Below are 18,158 nucleotides of genomic sequence, written 5' to 3' on the forward strand. Positions count from 1 at the left end.
CATTTTTGATCGTAAATACCATGCAGCGCACAACTGATAGCTAAAAAATAACTAACATAAAATAAACAGTTTTTTGATTAAAATGACAAAGATTTAAAAATTGAATTTGGCATGAGAGCCATAGTGATAAAAATTGAAGAGTAGGAAAGTGGTGGAGCTAAGCAGGATCGAACTGCTGACCTCCTGCGTGCAAGGCAGGCGCTCTCCCAGCTGAGCTATAGCCCCACATTCCTAAAGTTACGAATTTCGTAACCTACTTGAGGTTCCGTTTCAAGCGGGACGAACTTTAATGAGATTTCTAAATTTGGTCAAGTATTATTTATATATTTTTTGAATTTTTACGCAAACAATGAATTTTTGGTAGACTAACGGTCACTGGATAACAGGAATGATACTAATAATGAAAAAATACGCGTTGATGTTACTCGTTTTACTCTGTGGTTGTGCTAGCCAAAGTGATGAGCCGCCTTTTGAAATTAATAATAAACAGTTACACACTAAATTAGATGAGCAAGGTAATAAGATTTTTGCTTATGTGGTATCGGTTAAAGCTAATAGTCGCGCAAATTTAAACTTAGATCGACCACTGACACGCCAGCAATTTAAAAACTTTGCAGAGCAAGAATATTTTGAAGAATCAAATAGCTTAAAATTAGAATTAGAAGATCAAGCCGTGCACTTATTAAAACAAGAGCTGCATGACAAAAAATATTGTCGCAACGATAAATATGAGATAAATGAAGTATTGTGGCGAGATTTAAGTGTACGCTTGATGGGGCGTTGTTTATAAATGTTAGCGGATAAAAGTAAATTAGCGGCGCTGTTAGCGCATTTAAATATCAATTATGACGTTATCGAACACCCTGCATTACATAGTAGTCTTGCTGCAGATGAATTAATGGTGGAACGGCCCGGAACGCGATTAAAAAACTTATTTTTGCGTGATAACGAAGGTAAAAAGCATTTTTTGGTGATCACCGCACATGACAAGCAGTTAGACTTAAAATCACTGGCTAAATATCAAGGCTTGTCACGCTTAGGGTTTGCCTCTGATGAGCGCTTAGCACGCTTTTTAAAAGTCGCACCTGGATGTGTATCTATGCTTGCTCTGATGAATGATAAGCAAAATGATGTCACTTTATGGCTTGACCAAGACATATGGTTTGGTGATCTATTTCATTGTCATCCATTTGAGAACACCCAAACATGGTTATTAAAAAAAGCCGATTTAGACGCTTTTTTTGCCACCACAGGGCATCAGCCTAAAGTGGTTTTTTTACCCGCTAGATAAGCCGAACTTACTAAAATTAATCCGCATATACAGACTAATAATAACGAGGCCATAAATGCGATATGGCCAAGTTGTTGATATACCAAGCCTGGTACAAAAGAGCCTAAAGCCCCGCCACTATAATAAAACGACACATAAGCACCATTAGTGACACTCGGTGGTGCACTGCTTATTTTATTAACCAGTGGCGCTGCGGTTGAATGAATAATAAACATCGCGCCGCAAAAACCAGTGAATGCCAGTAAAAAAATCACTAATTGTGAGCTCATCAAAAATACTAGTGTAGTGCTGTAAAAAGCAAATATAGCAGACAATAAATGCCACGGTGAAATACTCTTTTTTAATAACCAAGGAGTCGCAATAGAGGCGAGGGCGCCAATCAAGTAACCGCTATAAACTAAGCCAATATCACGGGTATTAGTAATTAAAAAAGTGTCTTGTAAAATGAACGGTAAATAATTTAATAACGCAGCAAAGCAAAAAAACATACAAAACACCGCACCATATAATTTTAATACCGCAGCATTCGCGAGCTGTTTTAAATAATTTAATGGGGAAAGAGTGCTGTTAACAATGGCTGTTTGATTACGTGGAATACTCAGTGCAAAGCTAATTAAACCTGCGGCAATAACAAAATAGAAGCTTTGCCAAGTCCATAAATCAGCAAAAATAGCCGCTAACACTCGGCCAAAGTAACCCCCAGCAATTGTACTGCCAATATAGAAGGTCATATTCTTTTGCAAACTATCAGCTTGATAAGTGCTGCCTATGTAAGTGGTCATTGCGGTGAGTGCGGCAGGCAAGGTTAAACCTTGTAAAAATCGTAGTAACAGTAATAACTCAAAACTGGGGGCATAGGCAAAAGCAACACAGGTAACAGCTAGTACTAGCATCGCGTAGCGAAGAATTGTTAAAGGGTTACGTTTAGCTAGTAATAAGCCGTATACCAAAGGAGCAATCGCCAAAGGGAGCATAGTTGCCGTCATCAAGCTACCTGCGGTTGCAGGACTAACTGAAAATTGCTCTGCAAATAAGCTTAATAATGGCTGCGGTGCATAGAGCACGAAAAAGATAAACAGCGAGCAAACTAATAAATGACCGAAACGCATTTTATTGGCCCTACTACAAAAAACACAGCTTAACCTGATTGATATTAAATTCAACCTCAACGCGTTCTTTAAGTGGTTACTTTTATTCTAGAAATAAGTATTTATTGCGCTAAATCAGGTTTTCAATCACAACACTTTGCTAGATTAATGGCCACAGCACTATGATTTGTTTTAATTGGTGATTAAAATAAAGCTAATATCAGTTTTTAATGGAACAAAGCTATGGGTTCATTACAAGACCAATTGCTACAAGCAGGATTAACCACATCACATAAAGCTAAAGTTGCTAAAAGTGAAAAGCGTAAGCAACAAAAAAAGCCAAAAAAAGGGGCAACTAGTAACCCTAGTGATCTGCAAAAGCATATTCAGCAAACAAAGTTAGAACAGCAGAAAAAAGCAGAAGAATTAAATCAAGCTCGCCAAGGTGAGTTAAAGCAACGTGAGCAAGTTGCCCGCGTAAAGCAGATATTAGAACATCATAATCAAGATTCGATTCGTGGTGAGCGGACTTTCAATTTTACTTACGAAAATAAAGTCAAAGAGCTCGACGTAAATGAACAAACGCAAAAAGCCTTGTCAGGTGGCCGACTGGCAATTTGTGTATTGGAAGGGCAGTTTTTTGTACTTGAAGATGAGCCAGCCCGTAAAGTGGCAGAAGTTGATGAAAAGTACATCGTGTTTCATGTAGAGCCTGAAGACAAAGGCAAAGATGCTGATGACCCATACGCTGATTTTGAAGTACCAGATGATTTAGTGTGGTAGCCTAAGAGATGACTTGAACAGCGTGTTTGGTGATCTACTTGGTGTATAAATTACGTACATATGTGATGTACAAAGATCCGTTATTATGGTCTACAATTAAGCTAATAATTTTTATAAACCGTCAAAAAGAAGAGAAAATACAATGAGCAAGATAACAAAATTACTCTTAGGTGCAAGCCTCTCTATGGTTGCTAGTATGTCATTTAACAGCATGGCTGCCGATGGTGCTGCGCTTTATACAGCAAAAATGTGCCAAACATGTCATGGCCCTGAAGGTAAGGCACCGATCATGGCAATGTATCCTAAACTAAATGGTCAGAATAAAGACTACTTAGTGGCCCAAATGAAAGACATTAAATCAGGTGCGCGCAACAATGGCATGACTGCAGCGATGAAAGCGATGGTTGCGACTGTTACTGAAGAAGAAATGGTCGCTATTGCCGATTACTTAGCAAACGTAAAATAATTTTTGCTGAGTGTGAGTTATCAATGGGCTCACCGAAAACAGCCACACCAATTTGGTGTGGCTGTTTTGTTTTAAATATTGATCATCCACGCACACTACTTTAGACTTCTATCCATCTATTTCGTGTTTTGTTTTTAACGCGTTTAAATAAGGCCCCATAATGTTTGAATTACCACAACTTGATTTAAAAAATAAAGTCTCTGCACAAGAATGGCAGTTACGAGTTGATTTAGCCGCCTGTTATCGGTTGGTTGAGCATTTTCGTTGGGGTGATTTGATTTACACACATTTATCGGCGCGTTTGCCGGGGACTGACCATTATTTAGTGAATGCGTTTGGCCTCACATTTGATGAAGTAACAGCTTCTAACCTAGTCAAAGTGGACTTGGCCGGAAATATTTTAGATGACACGCCATTTGCAATCAACCCTGCTGGTTTTACGATTCACAGCGCGATTCACGAAGTGCGTGATGACGCTCATTGTGTTATTCACTTACATACTAAAGAAACGATTGCCGTTGCCACGCAGCAAAATGGTCTGCTGCCACTTAGTCAGTATTCAATGTTTTCACTGCCGTCATTGTCTTATCACGGCTATGAAGGCTTAGCAGTTAATAGCGATGAGAAAAAACGTTTACAAGATGATCTCGCTAATACTAATCATATGTTGTTAGTAAACCATGGTGGTTTAACTGTGGGGCCAACGGTGGGTGATGCATTTATGCGTTTTTATGACTTACAGCGTGCTTGTGAAATACAGCTGGCTTTACAAGCCAGTGGCCAAGCTGTTACACCAGTACCTCAAGCCATAATCGATAATATTTATAATCAAGCGAATGTAGTGCACAGCGGTAGTACCGGTGGGCAATTAGCTTGGCCTGCGATGTTACGTAAGGCCCATCGTCTTGATCCTAGTTTTGCAAAATAACCTAAGCCTTGGTTAATAAGGAATTGTCATGAAAGTTAATCGCGTTGAAGTTTTTGATATCCACTGTCCAGACAGACCTGCTTGGACTCCTGTATTTGTCCGTATTCATACTGACGAAGGTATTAGCGGGGTTGGCGAAGCTGGCCTTGCTTATGATTTAGGACACAGTGCTGCCGCTGCTATGATCAAAGAAATGGCTGATGCTTTCTTAATTGGTCATGACCCATTTCAAACCGAAAAATTATGGTCGCGTATGCTGCGTGAAAGCTTTTGGGGTTTAGGTGGGGGCCCAGTAGTCTATGCAGCAATGAGCGCGATAGACACTGCTTTATGGGACATTAAGGGTAAAGCACTAGGTTTGCCTGTGTATCAGTTGCTAGGCGGTAAAGTCAACGACAAGCTGCGTACTTATGCTTCGCAATTACAGTTTGACTGGGACACTGAGTTTAAAGCTCTGGTACATCCACAAGAATACGCAGAAGCGGCGTTAAAAGCAGTGGCTGAAGGCTACGATGCCGTTAAAGTTGATCCGATCCAATATGATAAAGACGGCAATACCTATTACGACCGCACTAACATTATTTCACGTGCTGAAATGAAGCTATATCGCGCCCGTATGCAGGCAATTCGTGAAGCTGTTGGTGATGAAGTCGATATCATTTTTGAATGCCACAGTTTACCGGGTGTTACCTCTGCTATTCAAATCGGTGAAATCGCTAAAGAATTTGACTGTATGTTTTATGAAGAACCAGTTAACTACTTAAATCATTCGTTACATGCCAAAGTGGCAGATAAAGTATCAGTGCCAATTGCCGGTGGCGAGCGTTTATATAATCGTTGGGGTGTGCGCCCTTACTTAGAAGATCAAAGTATTAATGTATTACAGCCAGATATCGGTTTATGTGGTGGTTTTACTGAAACTAAAAAAGTGTGTGATTACGCTGATATTTTTGATGTACGTATTCAGGCTCACGTCTGTGGCGGCCCCGTTGCAACCGCAGCATCATTACATTTAGAAACGGCTATTCCAAATTTCTTAATTCATGAGCATCACACTTATGCAATTAAAAAGTGGAACCGTGAGTTATGCTTGCAAGATCCACAGCCTAAAAATGGTTTCTTTGAAGTGTCTGAAGAGCCGGGTATTGGTATTGAACTTAACGACGAAATAGTGATGCGCTCTCAGCGTGTTGAGATCAAATAAAATCATAGGCTACGAGCTATGAATAGCGAGCTAATTCCTGCTCGCTATTCATTAAATTTATCTACTTTGACCTTTGCAAATTTAAAACTATTTCTTACTAATTCAAAGCGTTAAAATTTTCCTAGCACCTAGATATCATTCACCTTACATTGTACATCCGGTAGCGGCTCGGTGGCTTTGCTATCGAGATGACGTACAAAGCATAGGTTGTTTTTTATCAGTAATTCAAAACGGTCTGGCATGTTTAGCTGTTTACCCATAATAGGGTTGCCAAGCTCGTCGGTTTTAGTGACGTTATCAACGACCATCAAGCTGCGCTTCATAAACACATCATTAGCTACTGCAATCTTCTCTGAGCGCATTAGGCGAGCAATTCCTTGAGCAATCAGTTCACCTTGTGGCTCTATTAGTAATGCATGCTGTAATTTTGGTGTTGGTTTTTCATTTTGTACAGAGCAGCCGCAGATCAAGAGCGCGGCTAGTATTGATGATGAACATTCTTTTAGCATAACAATTCTGCCTTGAGTTTAATGCTAACGCTTAATGCGAAGGCAGTATTTTATTTTGCTCAGCAAGAGATCCAGCCCGCGTATCTAATACTGCTGGGGTGTCACCAAAGCGTGCAGGTGCAAAACCTAGCTTACTGGCTATTGAACTGGCTGCTGGACAACTACCATTATCACGATAACCCAACGCGGCTTTTAGTACCGCTTCTTCAGGATCGCCTAACTGGTGGCTAAAGTCATCAGCAACGGCGCAACCGGCTATGCGTACTGGTAAGCGGGCATTGTCAGTGGTGTTTTGCGGCGCAAAACCATCTGAATATTCACCAAAACCTTTATTGTTTTCGCCAGTAAATTGAATGCTAAAGTAAGTCGTATCGCAGTTATCGGTGGGATAAAAACCGTATGGTTTACCGCAGGTACCAGAGCCAATTTGAATTACCTCAATATCTGCACCGCGTAAACCATTTATTATCGCTTCGCTGGCAGAGCAAGTGCTGGCGGTAGTTAACAAGTACACGCGTTCTAAATTTAAGGTTGGTAATGGCGTGCCAACAACTAGAGCAGGATTATCAGCAAAACCAACAAACTCATTGGTAAACATGACGGGTTTTAAGCGTTGTCCTGTTACTGGATTAAATGTTGGGTGTTGATCGTTAAAAATGGTTTTTTCGAAAATTTTACCGTTGGTATTCGCGGGGCCTGCGATCATATAAGCAACTTGACTAGCCATTTGTAAAAAACCACCGCCATTGTAACGAATATCAATAATTAGGTCAGTGACATTACTTGCTTTGAGATTATTAAAGGCATCATAAAGCGGTTTTTCAGCAATTGCATTGTGGCTATTAAATTGAAAGTAACCAACAGTGCCATCAGCTAAGGTCTTCACGTTTGTGACTGGCCTAGAAGTAATCGTTTGCGAGTTTAAAATAACTTCGCGGGTTTCATCGGTATTTATATCTTTGAATACAAAGCTGGTGCTTTTACCAACTTTAGTTGGATATAAACCTGCGTTGAGGGTATCTACTTCAGCTTGCGTATTGGCATTGATAAAATCAACACCATCGATTTCTAAAATCTCAAAGCCGCGGGCAAGATTTTGCGCACTTGCAGGTGAGTTAGGTTCTGTATAGCTGATCACACCTTGGCGTGGTGCTGTAGGGCTTATTAATTTAACGTTAAAACCATAGCCGAAGGTTACCCCTGATTGGCTTTGGGCTCTCCATTGTGCGGTCGGCAGACTGGAGTGAAAGTTATCTTTGTTTGCGCCTGACTCGGTAATTTGCTCGGTTTTTAGTAATTTAAAATATTCACTTACAGCAGGGGTCAGCGCTGGATCACGATCGATAATTTCGTCATACCAAAGATAGGTTTCGTTACTCCATGATCGCAGCCAGTGCTTTTCGTTTAATACTTGGCATTGTTGATAAAAGTTACTAGAGGGCTGAAATACACCTTGCGTCCAATTGATACTGCTACCAGTGTCGCCACCACCATTGCTGTTGTTGTCGGTCATTGTACTACCGCCACCACAGCCAGAAAGAAACGCTAGAAAAGAAACATTGAAAAACCCAATAGTGAGCTTTTGAATAGAAGAGATAGCCATGATGATGCTCTGTTTTTATACAATATAACTCAATATAGCGGTTTTTTATTAAACTTGGTAGCAGTGCTGAGCATTTTTGTAGCTGAGTTTTTGCCATAAATTATGAGTGTTACAAAGCTCAAAATGGTTTGACCAACGCTGTTGATAACTCGCGTTGATTTGACATACAGGGAAATTACTAGCAAACATAACGCGGTGCTGGCCAAAGTGCTGCAGGATAAAGTTAAAACACTGCTGTTGCTGAGCTTGCATCTGCGCGGTGAGTAGCTCAAAGCCTGAAAATTTAATCCAGCAGTTAGGTAGTTGCGCTAATTGGCTGATCCCATGCTGCCAAATTGACAGATTATTGGGTAAACCCGCATGGTTTATTATTAATTGTAAATGCGGAAGTTGTTGGCAGTAGTTGATTAGCTGTTGGGTAATTGTAAGCTTTTCAACTTCAAATTGAGCTTCAAATATCAGCTGCTTACTGGCTAATAGCGCTAAGTTATCATGGCATGTAGCATCGCTTAAGCGCATGGCATCAGCGCCTTCGGTAATATCTCTAATGCCCACTAAGCTTGGGTGTGATAAAGCGGTAATTGCATTATTAAAATCGTCGGGATGACTGTTAATATTGGCAAAGCTGATAGCTTTATAATTGTGGCCACTTAAGTGCTCAGCTAGCCAGTGCAGTTCATTGATGGGGTGCTGGTTATCAAAGCCTGCTTCAATGTGTACTAGGCCAGCAATTTCAAACTGACTTATATGCTGTAATTGGTTAACACTTATGGGCGCTTTAATCGTATCTAAATTTGGCCAAGGCACAGGATTGTTACCTTGTAGCCAATCATATTGCCCTTGGACTAAATTAAAAAAGTGTACGTGGGGGTCAATAATACGTTCACTCATTGCGCGGTGTAACCACCGTCAATGGTTTGCAAACTGCCGGTAATAAAGCTGGCATCATCACTGGCTAAAAACGTAACCAATGCTGCGACTTCATCAGCTTGGCCTAATCGTCCGAGTGGCTGTAATGCGCCTTCTTCGGCAACTATAGTGGCTTTGTCGGCGCCACTACGAGCACAATATGCGTCGATAGCATTATGAAAAAGCGGTGTTTCTATGGTGCCTGGGCACACTGCATTGGTGCGAATATTAAACTGGGCATAATCCAATGCGGTGGTTTTTGCCATTGAGGCTAACGCATGTTTGGTCAGGTTATACGCAAACGAGTTGTTTTTAGCTATGATGGCTTGATCTGAGGCAATTAAAATAATTGCCCCATTTTGTTGCGCTTTCATGCTTGGTAACACGCTTTGAATTGCCGCGTAGGCACCTTTTACATTAAGTGCAAACAAGCTATCGAAGGTTGCTTCGTCAGTGTCTTCAATTGTCGCGCTTAGATGACGGCCGGCATTCGATACCAACACATCTATACATTTGCCATTACTGGCAATTTTTGCAATAACCGTTTTTACTGCGCTAACATCACTCACATCGCAGTGGTGCCAAGTGCCTAAATTTGCAGGTTCTAGATCAAGGTTATGTACTTGGTAACCATTATTTAGAAAACGCTTTACAACAGCAAGACCTATACCTTTACTGCCGCCTGTAACGATAGCAACCTTTGACATGGAATTTCCTTAGTGGTTGTGACCACAACCGCCTTCGCTATGGACATGGCCGTGTGATACTTCTTCGCTGGTTGCTTCACGTACGCTAAGTACTTGCACATCAAACGTTAGAGTTTTGCCTGCAAATGGGTGGTTTAAATCACAATCAGCATTGAAACGACCTACTTTCACGATCGTTACTTGATGACGGCCTTGATTAGAGCTAACCATTGCTGTCATACCTGGCTTCCATACTTTAGTGTCACCTTGAAGGTGTTTAAGAGGAATACGTTGAATAAGATCATCAACACGTTCACCGTAAGATTCACTCGGTGTAAGTGTCACGCTGAAGCTATCGCCAGCAGCCTTGCCTTCAAGAGCCGTTTCAAGACCTGGAAGCATACCTTCCAAACCATGAATATAGGTTAGCGGCTCACTGCCAGTACTTGTTTCTAGTTGCTCGCCCGCTTCACTTAATGTGTAGTGAAATTCAACTGCCGAGTTTTTGCTAATTTGCATGCCGATCTCTTTAATTTAACTGTAATGAAAAGCCAATTTTACGCTAAATAAGCCGGATTATAAACTACTGGTTCGGTTAGTGTGGTTGCTTTAAGGTTCTTGCAAGCTCTGAAAGTAAACCTTCGTCATGCAATTGTGACACGGCCTTTGTTGCTTGCGGCAAATGTAGCACCAGCTGCGTGCCAGGCGTTAAAATACTCGAGGCACTAAGTTTATTCCACCGGGCTAAATCACTATGCGGCACATCATAAAGTTGGCTAATTCCCCAGATAGTATCACCAGGCTTTACCTGATATTGAATAGCGATAGTGGGGATCGCTATTTCAGTTTGTTCAAGGTAAGGACTGATTTTATAATTGATAGTTAACGAGTCTGGCATGGTGCGAGGTTGGCCAACCATCAATGCTTCACCAATACCAATTAAATTAGAGGTTTTGTTATTCATCGCTTTTAGTTTGTTAACTGATAATCCAAAACGACGAGCAATCGAGTACAAAGTATCATTTTTTTTCACTGTATATTCGCCAGTGAAATTATTTTTAAAGAACTGGCTGCTTAATAAGCTTTGCTGTTGCAGTGGTAGTAATAAAGTATGGGGACCATTAGGTGAGCTTTGGTTTTTTAAATAGCCAGGGTTGAGTTTGTGTAGTTGGCTGCGACCAATACCAGATAAATTGGCAATCACCGAAAAATCAAATTGCTGGCCAACGTTAAGCTCAGTTGTAAGGGCTTTGTTGGCAAGTTTAGGGCGGTATAGTCCGTGCTGAGGGTTTTGTATTAAGTAGCTTAATGCCATTAGCTTTGGCACGTATTCAGAGGTTTCTTTGGGTAATTTCAACGACCAGTAATCAGTGCTTTTGCCGCGCTTTTTATTTTCTGCGATGGCGCGCTTTACACGTCCTTCGCCACTATTATAAGCCGCTAATGCATGTAGCCAGTCGCCATCAAAGCGCTTATGTAAATACTCTAAATAGGCCAAAGCTGCATCTGTTGAAGCGAGAACATCTTTGCGCCCGTCATACCATTGATCTGATTTTATGCCGAAATGATGAGCCGTCGCACCGACTAATTGCCATACCCCAACAGCTTGTTCTGATGAGCTAACAGTCGGACGAAAATCACTTTCCACAAAGGGCAATAAGGCTAATTCCATGGGTAACTTACGTTGTTCTATTTTACTAACAATATGATAAAGATAAGGCGCAGCCCGGGCACTGACAATCTGTAAGTATTTTGGTTGCTTGGTATACCAGGTAATCCGTTTATTTAGTGCTTTGTTTAGGTAAATTTGAATGGTTAAGTTGTCGGCTATATGTCGCCATAAATCTTTATTGCGAGTGTGCGCTTGAGGTGATGTAGCGGCTTGTTGCGCTGGAGCTGTTAATGTTATTTTTTGTTTTTTATGCTTGGCATCTGTGGGCTGTGCCGAGTTATTCGATGACGGTTTAACGTGATTAAAAATAACCGGAGTTTGCATAGTATCATTTGGCGCTGAATGCGGTTCAGTTGTTTGGCAACCAGATAGTAAGATTAAAGTCACAAACAGGGCAAAGAGGTAACAGCGCATAAAAATCACTAAATTAATATCCTTTTAAAAGTCTAGCACATCCGTGTGCGAGCGCTATTTTGACTGTTTAACTCGTTTAAGTCCAGCCTCTAGAAACAGCGGGTAAGCTTTTCGTGCTATCTCATCAACTTGGTAGTCTTTCGCAAACTGCTGATTAAAGCTTTGCTGTAATTGCACTAAATCTTGCTCTGGATAGTTTGTTACATGCTGTTGTATCGCGTGCAAAAAGTTTAATGGTTGCTGTAAATCGTCTCGTTTTAGTACGCTTCCGTGGCCAGGAAGGATTATCTTGATGCGCTGATCTGAGTGAAGTTGCGTGAGTATTTGCAACCAGTTATTAAAATTACCATGGCCGGGATAAGGTAGCCAATCAACCACATCAGCACCGACTAAAATGCGATGATTTTCGGCGCTGAGAGTTAAATCACCATTAGTATGGGCTTGGTGTGCGTTAATAGTGACCGGGTAGTTGCCAAGTTCAATGGTTAAGCTATCAACAACGTAAGTTTGTGGTGGTTGTAGTTGATATTGGCGCCATCGTAATAATCGCTGCTTAGCTAAGTTGAGTTTGTTTTGCCAGTGCTGTTGTTGCGCTTCGGGCTGCTGGGCTAAACGCTGTAAACTCAATTCTATACTTTTTTCATAACTATCAAGTTTATTAGTATAGGTTTGTTGGAGTTGACTAAATTCAGTAGCAAGTTGTTGATGGACAATTAATTGAGCATCAGGGAAATGATGCTGCAAAATAGCCATGCCCAGTAAATGGTCGTCGTGGAAGTGACTAGCAACTAAGTAACACAAAGGGGTTTTTAAGGTGCTTTTTAGTTGCTTAACGGTTGCTTCAACAGCGGCAAAGTCGCCACTGGCATCAAACATTAGCGCGCATTTATCACCTTCAATGAGCACTTGGTTTGAGTCATAAAAGCGTAGGGCTCGTTGCTGCTCTAAAAATTGTACGTTAGGGGAGATTGTTTGCCACTGTGTTGCTGCAACAGCAGAGCGGGGTGCAACAAGACTAAAGCTTAGCAATAAAAGTGCAGTTAACTGAGTGGGGATATAAAAAGGGTGAGTCATAACCGTATTGCCAAAATAGAGAAAATAAAATAGGCAAGTTAGCTGATTTTGTTTTTAATTGATACTGGAATCCACGAGATAATAAAAAAAGCGCGAGTGCGCTTTTTTTATTCGGCTGACGATTGCCCTAAGTAAGCACTGAGCTTATCGATGAGTTGATCCTGCTGCTGTTGGGTAACGCTTTGCTGTGTTTTTGCTTCGAGTAACTCATGGCTAATATTCAAGGCCGCCATTAATAAGGCTTTTTGATCATTGCGCACTGTTGAGCGCTGCTTCATTTTATCAACCAAATCATTTAAGTATTTGGCTGATGCAATGAGTGCATCCTCTTGCCCAGCTGGGCAAGCAAATTGCTGCTCTTTACCAAGCAACTCAACTGTGACTCGCTGGTTTTGCAGCTCAGACATTAGTTAGCCTGTTGGGCGCTTTGTAGCTTCTCAAGTAAACCCGTTAAAGTTGTGCTGGTGTCTTTTTGTTTTTCTTCACTTTCAAGTACTTCAAGTTGAAGAATTTCATTTTCATCGATTAGCTTACTATTTTTATCTTTAAGCTCGCTAACCTGAGTTTGTAGCTGTGAATTTTGGCTAATTAATTGGTCGATCAATTGTTCTAGTTGAGAAAGGGTATCGTTATTCATAAAGGCGCTCATAAAACTGTGATTATTGTCATGCAAATGTAAAGCAAAGTTGCTTTATATGCCAGCATTTACGTGTGTTTTGGCTGATTTTTATTTAATGTTAATAAGCTGTTCAGGCTAGCGACTAATTTGTTCATAAGTGGTTCACTTAATGGCCAGCAATTTATGACCCTTGGCGTTTTATGTTGTAGAATATAACTAACTTCAATGAGTTTATTTAAGCGAAATTATATTATGCTCAGTTACAGACACTCATTTCATGCTGGAAACCCAGCCGATGTCGTTAAACATTTGGTATTAGCTCAGGTATTAAGTTACCAGACGCTCAAAGATAAGCCATTGGACTATATCGATACTCACTCAGGAGCTGGCTTTTTTGAATTAGCCAGTGCTGATGCACAAAAAACGCAAGAATACCTTAATGGCATTGCTAAGCTTTATCAACATCGCAGTGAGCATCAGGAACTAAATGATTATATTGATTTAATTAAATCATTTAATGACACAGAACAATTAGCTTTTTATCCGGGCTCGCCGAAAATTGCTGAGCATTTCTTGCGTCGCCAAGACAAAGGTTGGTTTTTTGAACTACATCCGCGAGATTTGGCATTACTACAAGAAAACATGAGCGGTAAGCGCTCAATTCGTGTCCGCGGCGAGGATGGCTTTACGGGCCTAGTGGGGTTATTACCCCCCGCTTCGCGTAGAGCATGTGTACTCATTGATCCACCTTATGAAATTAAAGACGATTACGACACTGTGGTAACAACATTAACGAAGGCTTATCAACGCTTTGCTACTGGCACTTACATGATTTGGTATCCGGTGGTCGACAGAGAAAGAATTGAGCGTATGGAAGAGGGATTGATTGCTTCAGGTATGCGTAATATTCAGTTATTTGAATTGGCGACTGAAGCAGATACTGACGTGCATGGCATGACTGCATCGGGGATGATAGTGATTAATCCACCGTGGAAGTTAAAACAAACTATGGATAAGGTATTACCTGAACTAGTTAACTTATTAAGCGATTCATCAGGCTTTTATCGCAGCGAACAATTAGTTGCCGAATAAACATCGAAACGCCCAGTTTACTGGGCGTTTAATTACAGAGAGTGATTAGAGTTAATTAAAATACACGGCTTTAAATGTTGCCAGTACTTTACCTTGCTTATCTTTTAAGGTGAGTGATTCACCATTAATATTCCACGTCGCAGTATTTTCTAGTACGCCAGACATTGCAGTTTCTTGTTCCATACCTTGAGAGCACATTTTTCTAGTACTAGCTTGCGGGCTGAATGTCAGTGCTTGTTGATCTACTTGATAACTACCAGCAAAATTATTGCAGCCTAAAAAGCCATGGCTTTTGTTATCTTTACTAAATTGAATAAAGGGTTCTTTTGTTTCAACAGTGACTTGCACGCCATTTATAGTAACAGCTTTAAAATACGTATTTACTAAATCGACATTGGGCTTTTGCGGCGCAACTTTAGACACGACGACTTCAAAAGATGCTTGTTGTGATTGCTCAAATGGATTGTTATGTGTAGTGCTTACATATAATAGTTGGTCTTGATTGGTGATCCGTGCCATCAAACTATAGCGATGACGTTGAGCAATTTTTCTTGTGTCATAACTAAGCTCTACCGTGTAAGGTGGTGCGCCATTGATATCAATAGTTTGTTGACTAATTATTTCTGCTTCAGTATCCATCTTTGACACATCAGCTAAAGTCACTGTGAGTTGTGATCCCGGACGTAGCATACTACGATCAAGGTAGCTAACTTGAGTTGTTAAAGTGGCCATAGCTGCATCATCAGTCATCTGTTTAGTTGGCTCAGATTGATTTTGGCATCCTGAAAGCACAACAGCACTACTGGCTAATAGACTAATACCAACAATCGATTTTAAAATTGCATTTGGTTTGTGTAATAGCATGGCTTATTCCTTGATGTAATTAAATCGGTGAATTCTTAATTACTATAAGTGTACGGGGTAGTTACTTAATCATAGCTTAATTATTCTAAGTTGTTATTTAATAACAAAAAAGGCGCATAAATGCACCTTTTTGTAGGCAGAGATATATTTACTTCTTCACAAACTTGGTCAAAATAACAATGCGCTGACCGTCAACACGTCCTTCAATATGTTCAGGGTTGCTGGTTAAGCCGATATTACGCACAGCAGTACCACGTTTAGCCGTTAAGCTACTGCCCTTAACATCTAAATCTTTAATAAGTGTGACTGTATCGCCGGCTTGCAGTACCACGCCGTTGCTATCAACATGTTTAATATCATCATTTTCAGCAAGTACTTTTTTAGCCCATGCTAACGTATCTTCTTCAAGATAGATCATGTCTAGCGCATCTTGTGCCCAGCCATTATCAGCAGCTAAACGGGTTAGCATACGGTACGCCACCACTTGTACCGCAGGTGTTTGGCTCCACATGCTATCGTTTAAACAATGCCAATGAGTAGGGGTAATATCAGTGGTGCCTTCAACTTGGTCTTTACACGTTTGGCAAGTATAAATACATTTATCTGAATGAGCTTCAGTGACAGGTGGCACTTCGTATACAGAAAGGTTTTCAGTTGCAGTACATAGCTCACATTGGTTATTACTGCGTTCAACTAAGGCTTGTTCAATGCTCATATCAAGGCTCTTTTGGGGGTTAACAGAAAAGTAAGCCCTTATTATACTCAATCATCAGTCAAATTAGAACTTATCCATTATTTTAGTGTGGGTATAGTGAAAACTTTGACTTTACAGATGGTTTGCAGACATTCAATAAAAGGAGCATTATTACTTACAAGTTTAGGCAAGGCGCAAAAACCTTACTATACTGAGTACATAAAATAACAACAATTTAGCTGGCAAGAGTCACTATAGTTATTAGCAGGAAATAATATGCTTAATACGCAGATAACCGCCGAGGTGCCAAAACTTGTTACACAATACATTGCCAGGCAGCCTATTTTTGATGCTGAAACAGGCATTTATGCATACGAATTACTGTATCGAGATTCGATAAATAACGCATTCCCTATTGGCACAACAGATGGTCAGGCTACTGGGCGGCTGTTTTTTAACGCTTTAATGCTTATTGGTATAAATAAACTTACTGCGAACCAACGCGCTTTTATAAACCTATCTTCAGATGCCCTGTTAGATGATTTCCCTAAATTATTGCAACCAGATAGCGCAGTAATAGAAATCGTTGAACGAGCCGACAACATTGATAAAGTGACCAGTCGAGTTACGGCTCTAAAAAAAGATGGCTATACTTTTGCTCTCGATGATTATGATGGAGATGAAAAATGGGAGCCATTATTACATTTAGTTGATTATATAAAGCTTGAAGTTGAAGAGCCCATCATTAAAACCAATATGCTGTTAAAAAAGCTTAAACGCCGTTTTCCTGATGTAAAAATCATAGTTGAACGAATTGAAACGCACGAACAATTTATGTTGCTAAAAAGTGCCGGCTGCGATTACTTTCAAGGCTTCTTTTTCGCGCGTCCAGAAATGCTCAGCTACCATAATGTTGAGCCATCTAAATTTGCTGTTTTTGATTTGCTGCGCTGTACGTCGCGCCCAGATCTCGATTTTGATGAAGTCCACCAGCGGGTATCTAAAGACGTCGGTTTAACTGCTCGTATTCTTAAATTAGTGAATGCACGCTCTGGTAACCAAAATTTAGTGATCACCTCTATTTCACAAGCGGTTATTTATTTAGGTGAAGATGCAATTCGTCAATTTGTAAGAGTGTTGGCCCTTAGTGAACTAGGGGTTGATAAACCTAGTGAACTAACTAAGTTGGGGTTAACTCGTGCGCATTTCATGCAGTTAATGCTAGAGCCTGGCGGTAAGGAAATGTCTCAGCGTGGTTACTTAGTTGGCTTGATGTCAGTGCTCGATGCTATTTTAAATATGGAACTGGATGTTATCGCAAAAGAGTTTTGTTTAGGCGATGATTTATCGAGTGCACTGCTTAACTTTAACGGTATGTTAGGTGCTACTTTGCAGTTAGCTCGCGCGGTAGAGGAAGATAATTGGCCATTAGCAGTTAAATTGTTAGAAACCATTCGGCCAGCTTCTCCCATCGATGTCATTTATAATGCCATGCTCGTAGCACGGCAATACGGCGATGAGGTTTTAGCCTCAATTATTGAAGATACTTAATACCTTGAGTATGATGCGCCATTATCAATATACTTTAAAAGACGACTATGCGTTTATTACTGCCGATCACGACTATTTTAATTGCTCTGGCGTTGTTATTACCTGGCGTTACTCAGCCTGTGCTAACCCTTGAGGGGAAAATTGATAAATCAAAGCTCGCCAAAACAGGAATTGCTATGATTGCTGATGAAGGTGACCGTCATACCCGCAATATGTTAATGATGGCGTCGAGCATGTTGGGCCTTGATAAACTCGAAGGTGAAATTAGTGCTTATAAAAAAACACGGAGCATTTGGGGCACGGTTAACGAACTTGCCAATAATAAAAATTACCTAGTCGCAGCATTGGTAGCATTGTTTTCAATTGTGGTGCCAGCTTTAAAACTGTTGATGCAATTAGTTTATTGTTTAATACCGATGAACAAATTAAAGCATATACTCGGTCAAGTTATACAAGGCTTGAGTAAATGGAGCATGGTAGATGTTTTTGTCATTGCTTTGATTGTGGCTTACCTTGCTGGTAACGCCGATGGCCAGATGGGGGAATTGATCAACATGCATGCCGAATTTGGTACAGGTTTTTGGTACTTTACCGGTTATTGCTTATTTGCCATCGCCGCCAGCAGCTTAATTAAAGTTACGCCAAAAAATAGTTAAACGTTTGTGTTAACTAAATAGTTATCATAAACTTCGCTAGAACCTAGAACCTAGA

Annotated in this window: 21 protein-coding genes and 1 tRNA gene; 9 read left to right on the forward strand and 13 right to left on the reverse strand. The window is 40.5% G+C overall.

Going from position 1 to position 18,158, the window contains the following annotated elements; all coding sequences use genetic code 11:
• Positions 1-149 precede the first annotated feature (149 nt).
• Positions 150-225 (reverse strand) — tRNA-Ala (locus H5162_RS16490).
• Positions 226-400: 175 nt separating this feature from the next.
• On the opposite strand from H5162_RS16490, the gene H5162_RS16495 reads away from it, so the two are divergent.
• Both H5162_RS16495 and H5162_RS16500 read left to right on the forward strand, forming a co-directional pair.
• Positions 401-790 carry a hypothetical protein gene (locus H5162_RS16495; protein WP_145238122.1) on the forward strand — a complete coding sequence of 130 codons (390 nt, stop codon included), beginning with the start codon at positions 401-403 and terminating at the stop codon, positions 788-790.
• Positions 791-1,291: a prolyl-tRNA synthetase associated domain-containing protein gene (locus tag H5162_RS16500; protein ID WP_145238125.1), complete on the forward strand. Its 501-nt coding sequence runs from the start codon at positions 791-793 to the stop codon at positions 1,289-1,291.
• On the opposite strand, the gene H5162_RS16505 is transcribed toward H5162_RS16500, so the two are convergent.
• Complete coding sequence (locus H5162_RS16505; protein WP_145238127.1) at positions 1,258-2,400, reverse strand: MFS transporter; 1,143 nt, start codon at positions 2,398-2,400, stop codon at positions 1,258-1,260. The two genes, H5162_RS16500 and H5162_RS16505, sit on opposite strands and share 34 nt — an antisense overlap.
• Positions 2,401-2,622: 222 nt before the next feature.
• On the opposite strand from H5162_RS16505, the gene H5162_RS16510 reads away from it, so the two are divergent.
• From H5162_RS16510 to H5162_RS16525, 4 genes are all read left to right on the forward strand, one after another.
• Positions 2,623-3,162 (forward strand): DUF2058 domain-containing protein, encoded by a 540-nt coding sequence (locus tag H5162_RS16510; RefSeq protein ID WP_149980503.1) that lies wholly within the window; start codon positions 2,623-2,625, stop codon positions 3,160-3,162.
• A gap of 142 nt (positions 3,163-3,304) precedes the next feature.
• Entirely contained in the window at positions 3,305-3,628 is a 324-nt protein-coding gene (locus H5162_RS16515; protein WP_145238134.1) for a c-type cytochrome, read from the forward strand.
• A gap of 160 nt (positions 3,629-3,788) precedes the next feature.
• Complete coding sequence (locus tag H5162_RS16520) at positions 3,789-4,556, forward strand: class II aldolase/adducin family protein (protein ID WP_182735552.1); 768 nt, start codon at positions 3,789-3,791, stop codon at positions 4,554-4,556.
• 28 nt (positions 4,557-4,584) lie between these two features.
• Entirely contained in the window at positions 4,585-5,760 is a 1,176-nt protein-coding gene (locus H5162_RS16525) for a mandelate racemase/muconate lactonizing enzyme family protein (RefSeq protein ID WP_064668182.1), read from the forward strand.
• A gap of 128 nt (positions 5,761-5,888) precedes the next feature.
• Here H5162_RS16525 and H5162_RS16530 read toward each other — a convergent pair whose 3' ends face one another.
• The 9 genes from H5162_RS16530 to zapB all read right to left on the reverse strand — a co-directional run bounded on the left by H5162_RS16530 (position 5,889) and on the right by zapB (position 13,264).
• Positions 5,889-6,269 carry a hypothetical protein gene (locus H5162_RS16530; RefSeq protein ID WP_182732169.1) on the reverse strand — a complete coding sequence of 127 codons (381 nt, stop codon included), beginning with the start codon at positions 6,267-6,269 and terminating at the stop codon, positions 5,889-5,891.
• Positions 6,270-6,300: 31 nt separating this feature from the next.
• Positions 6,301-7,872 (reverse strand): S41 family peptidase, encoded by a 1,572-nt coding sequence (locus tag H5162_RS16535; RefSeq protein WP_182779002.1) that lies wholly within the window; start codon positions 7,870-7,872, stop codon positions 6,301-6,303.
• A 48-nt stretch (positions 7,873-7,920) separates the two neighbouring features.
• Positions 7,921-8,763: an amidohydrolase gene (locus H5162_RS16540; RefSeq protein ID WP_145238147.1), complete on the reverse strand. Its 843-nt coding sequence runs from the start codon at positions 8,761-8,763 to the stop codon at positions 7,921-7,923.
• Entirely contained in the window at positions 8,760-9,488 is a 729-nt protein-coding gene (locus H5162_RS16545; protein ID WP_145238150.1) for an SDR family NAD(P)-dependent oxidoreductase, read from the reverse strand. The genes H5162_RS16540 and H5162_RS16545 overlap by 4 nt, the downstream gene beginning before the upstream one ends.
• 9 nt (positions 9,489-9,497) lie before the next feature.
• Positions 9,498-9,986: a peptidylprolyl isomerase gene (locus tag H5162_RS16550; RefSeq protein WP_182732172.1), complete on the reverse strand. Its 489-nt coding sequence runs from the start codon at positions 9,984-9,986 to the stop codon at positions 9,498-9,500.
• A gap of 76 nt (positions 9,987-10,062) precedes the next feature.
• Positions 10,063-11,553 (reverse strand): LysM peptidoglycan-binding domain-containing protein, encoded by a 1,491-nt coding sequence (locus H5162_RS16555; protein ID WP_182779007.1) that lies wholly within the window; start codon positions 11,551-11,553, stop codon positions 10,063-10,065.
• Positions 11,554-11,607: 54 nt separating this feature from the next.
• On the reverse strand, positions 11,608-12,627 hold the full coding sequence (locus tag H5162_RS16560) for an MBL fold metallo-hydrolase (protein ID WP_149980510.1): 1,020 nt from the start codon (positions 12,625-12,627) through the stop codon (positions 11,608-11,610).
• A gap of 107 nt (positions 12,628-12,734) precedes the next feature.
• Complete coding sequence (locus H5162_RS16565; RefSeq protein WP_145238162.1) at positions 12,735-13,034, reverse strand: cell division protein ZapA; 300 nt, start codon at positions 13,032-13,034, stop codon at positions 12,735-12,737.
• Entirely contained in the window at positions 13,034-13,264 is a 231-nt protein-coding gene (gene zapB / locus H5162_RS16570) for a cell division protein ZapB (protein WP_145238165.1), read from the reverse strand. The genes H5162_RS16565 and zapB overlap by 1 nt, the downstream gene beginning before the upstream one ends.
• A 234-nt stretch (positions 13,265-13,498) precedes the next feature.
• On the opposite strand from zapB, the gene H5162_RS16575 reads away from it, so the two are divergent.
• The gene (locus H5162_RS16575; RefSeq protein ID WP_182732175.1) at positions 13,499-14,338 is read left to right on the forward strand and encodes a 23S rRNA (adenine(2030)-N(6))-methyltransferase RlmJ; all 840 of its coding nucleotides are present in this window, start codon (positions 13,499-13,501) and stop codon (positions 14,336-14,338) included.
• A gap of 51 nt (positions 14,339-14,389) precedes the next feature.
• Here the strand turns inward: H5162_RS16575 and H5162_RS16580 are convergent, their stop codons facing one another.
• Both H5162_RS16580 and H5162_RS16585 read right to left on the reverse strand, forming a co-directional pair.
• A complete protein-coding gene (locus tag H5162_RS16580) occupies positions 14,390-15,202 on the reverse strand; it encodes an META domain-containing protein (protein ID WP_182735556.1) in 813 nt (270 codons plus the stop codon).
• 148 nt (positions 15,203-15,350) lie between these two features.
• Positions 15,351-15,917: an alkylphosphonate utilization protein gene (locus H5162_RS16585; protein WP_145238171.1), complete on the reverse strand. Its 567-nt coding sequence runs from the start codon at positions 15,915-15,917 to the stop codon at positions 15,351-15,353.
• 255 nt (positions 15,918-16,172) lie between these two features.
• On the opposite strand from H5162_RS16585, the gene H5162_RS16590 reads away from it, so the two are divergent.
• Together H5162_RS16590 and H5162_RS16595 are read left to right on the forward strand one after the other, a co-directional pair.
• Positions 16,173-17,447 (forward strand): EAL and HDOD domain-containing protein, encoded by a 1,275-nt coding sequence (locus H5162_RS16590; protein ID WP_182779005.1) that lies wholly within the window; start codon positions 16,173-16,175, stop codon positions 17,445-17,447.
• A 47-nt stretch (positions 17,448-17,494) separates the two neighbouring features.
• Entirely contained in the window at positions 17,495-18,103 is a 609-nt protein-coding gene (locus tag H5162_RS16595; RefSeq protein WP_145238177.1) for a paraquat-inducible protein A, read from the forward strand.
• The last annotated feature ends 55 nt before the right edge of the window (positions 18,104-18,158 follow it).

It is taken from the genome of Pseudoalteromonas sp. SR41-8, assembly GCF_014163915.1.
Classification (GTDB): Bacteria; Pseudomonadota; Gammaproteobacteria; order Enterobacterales; family Alteromonadaceae; genus Pseudoalteromonas; species Pseudoalteromonas rhizosphaerae.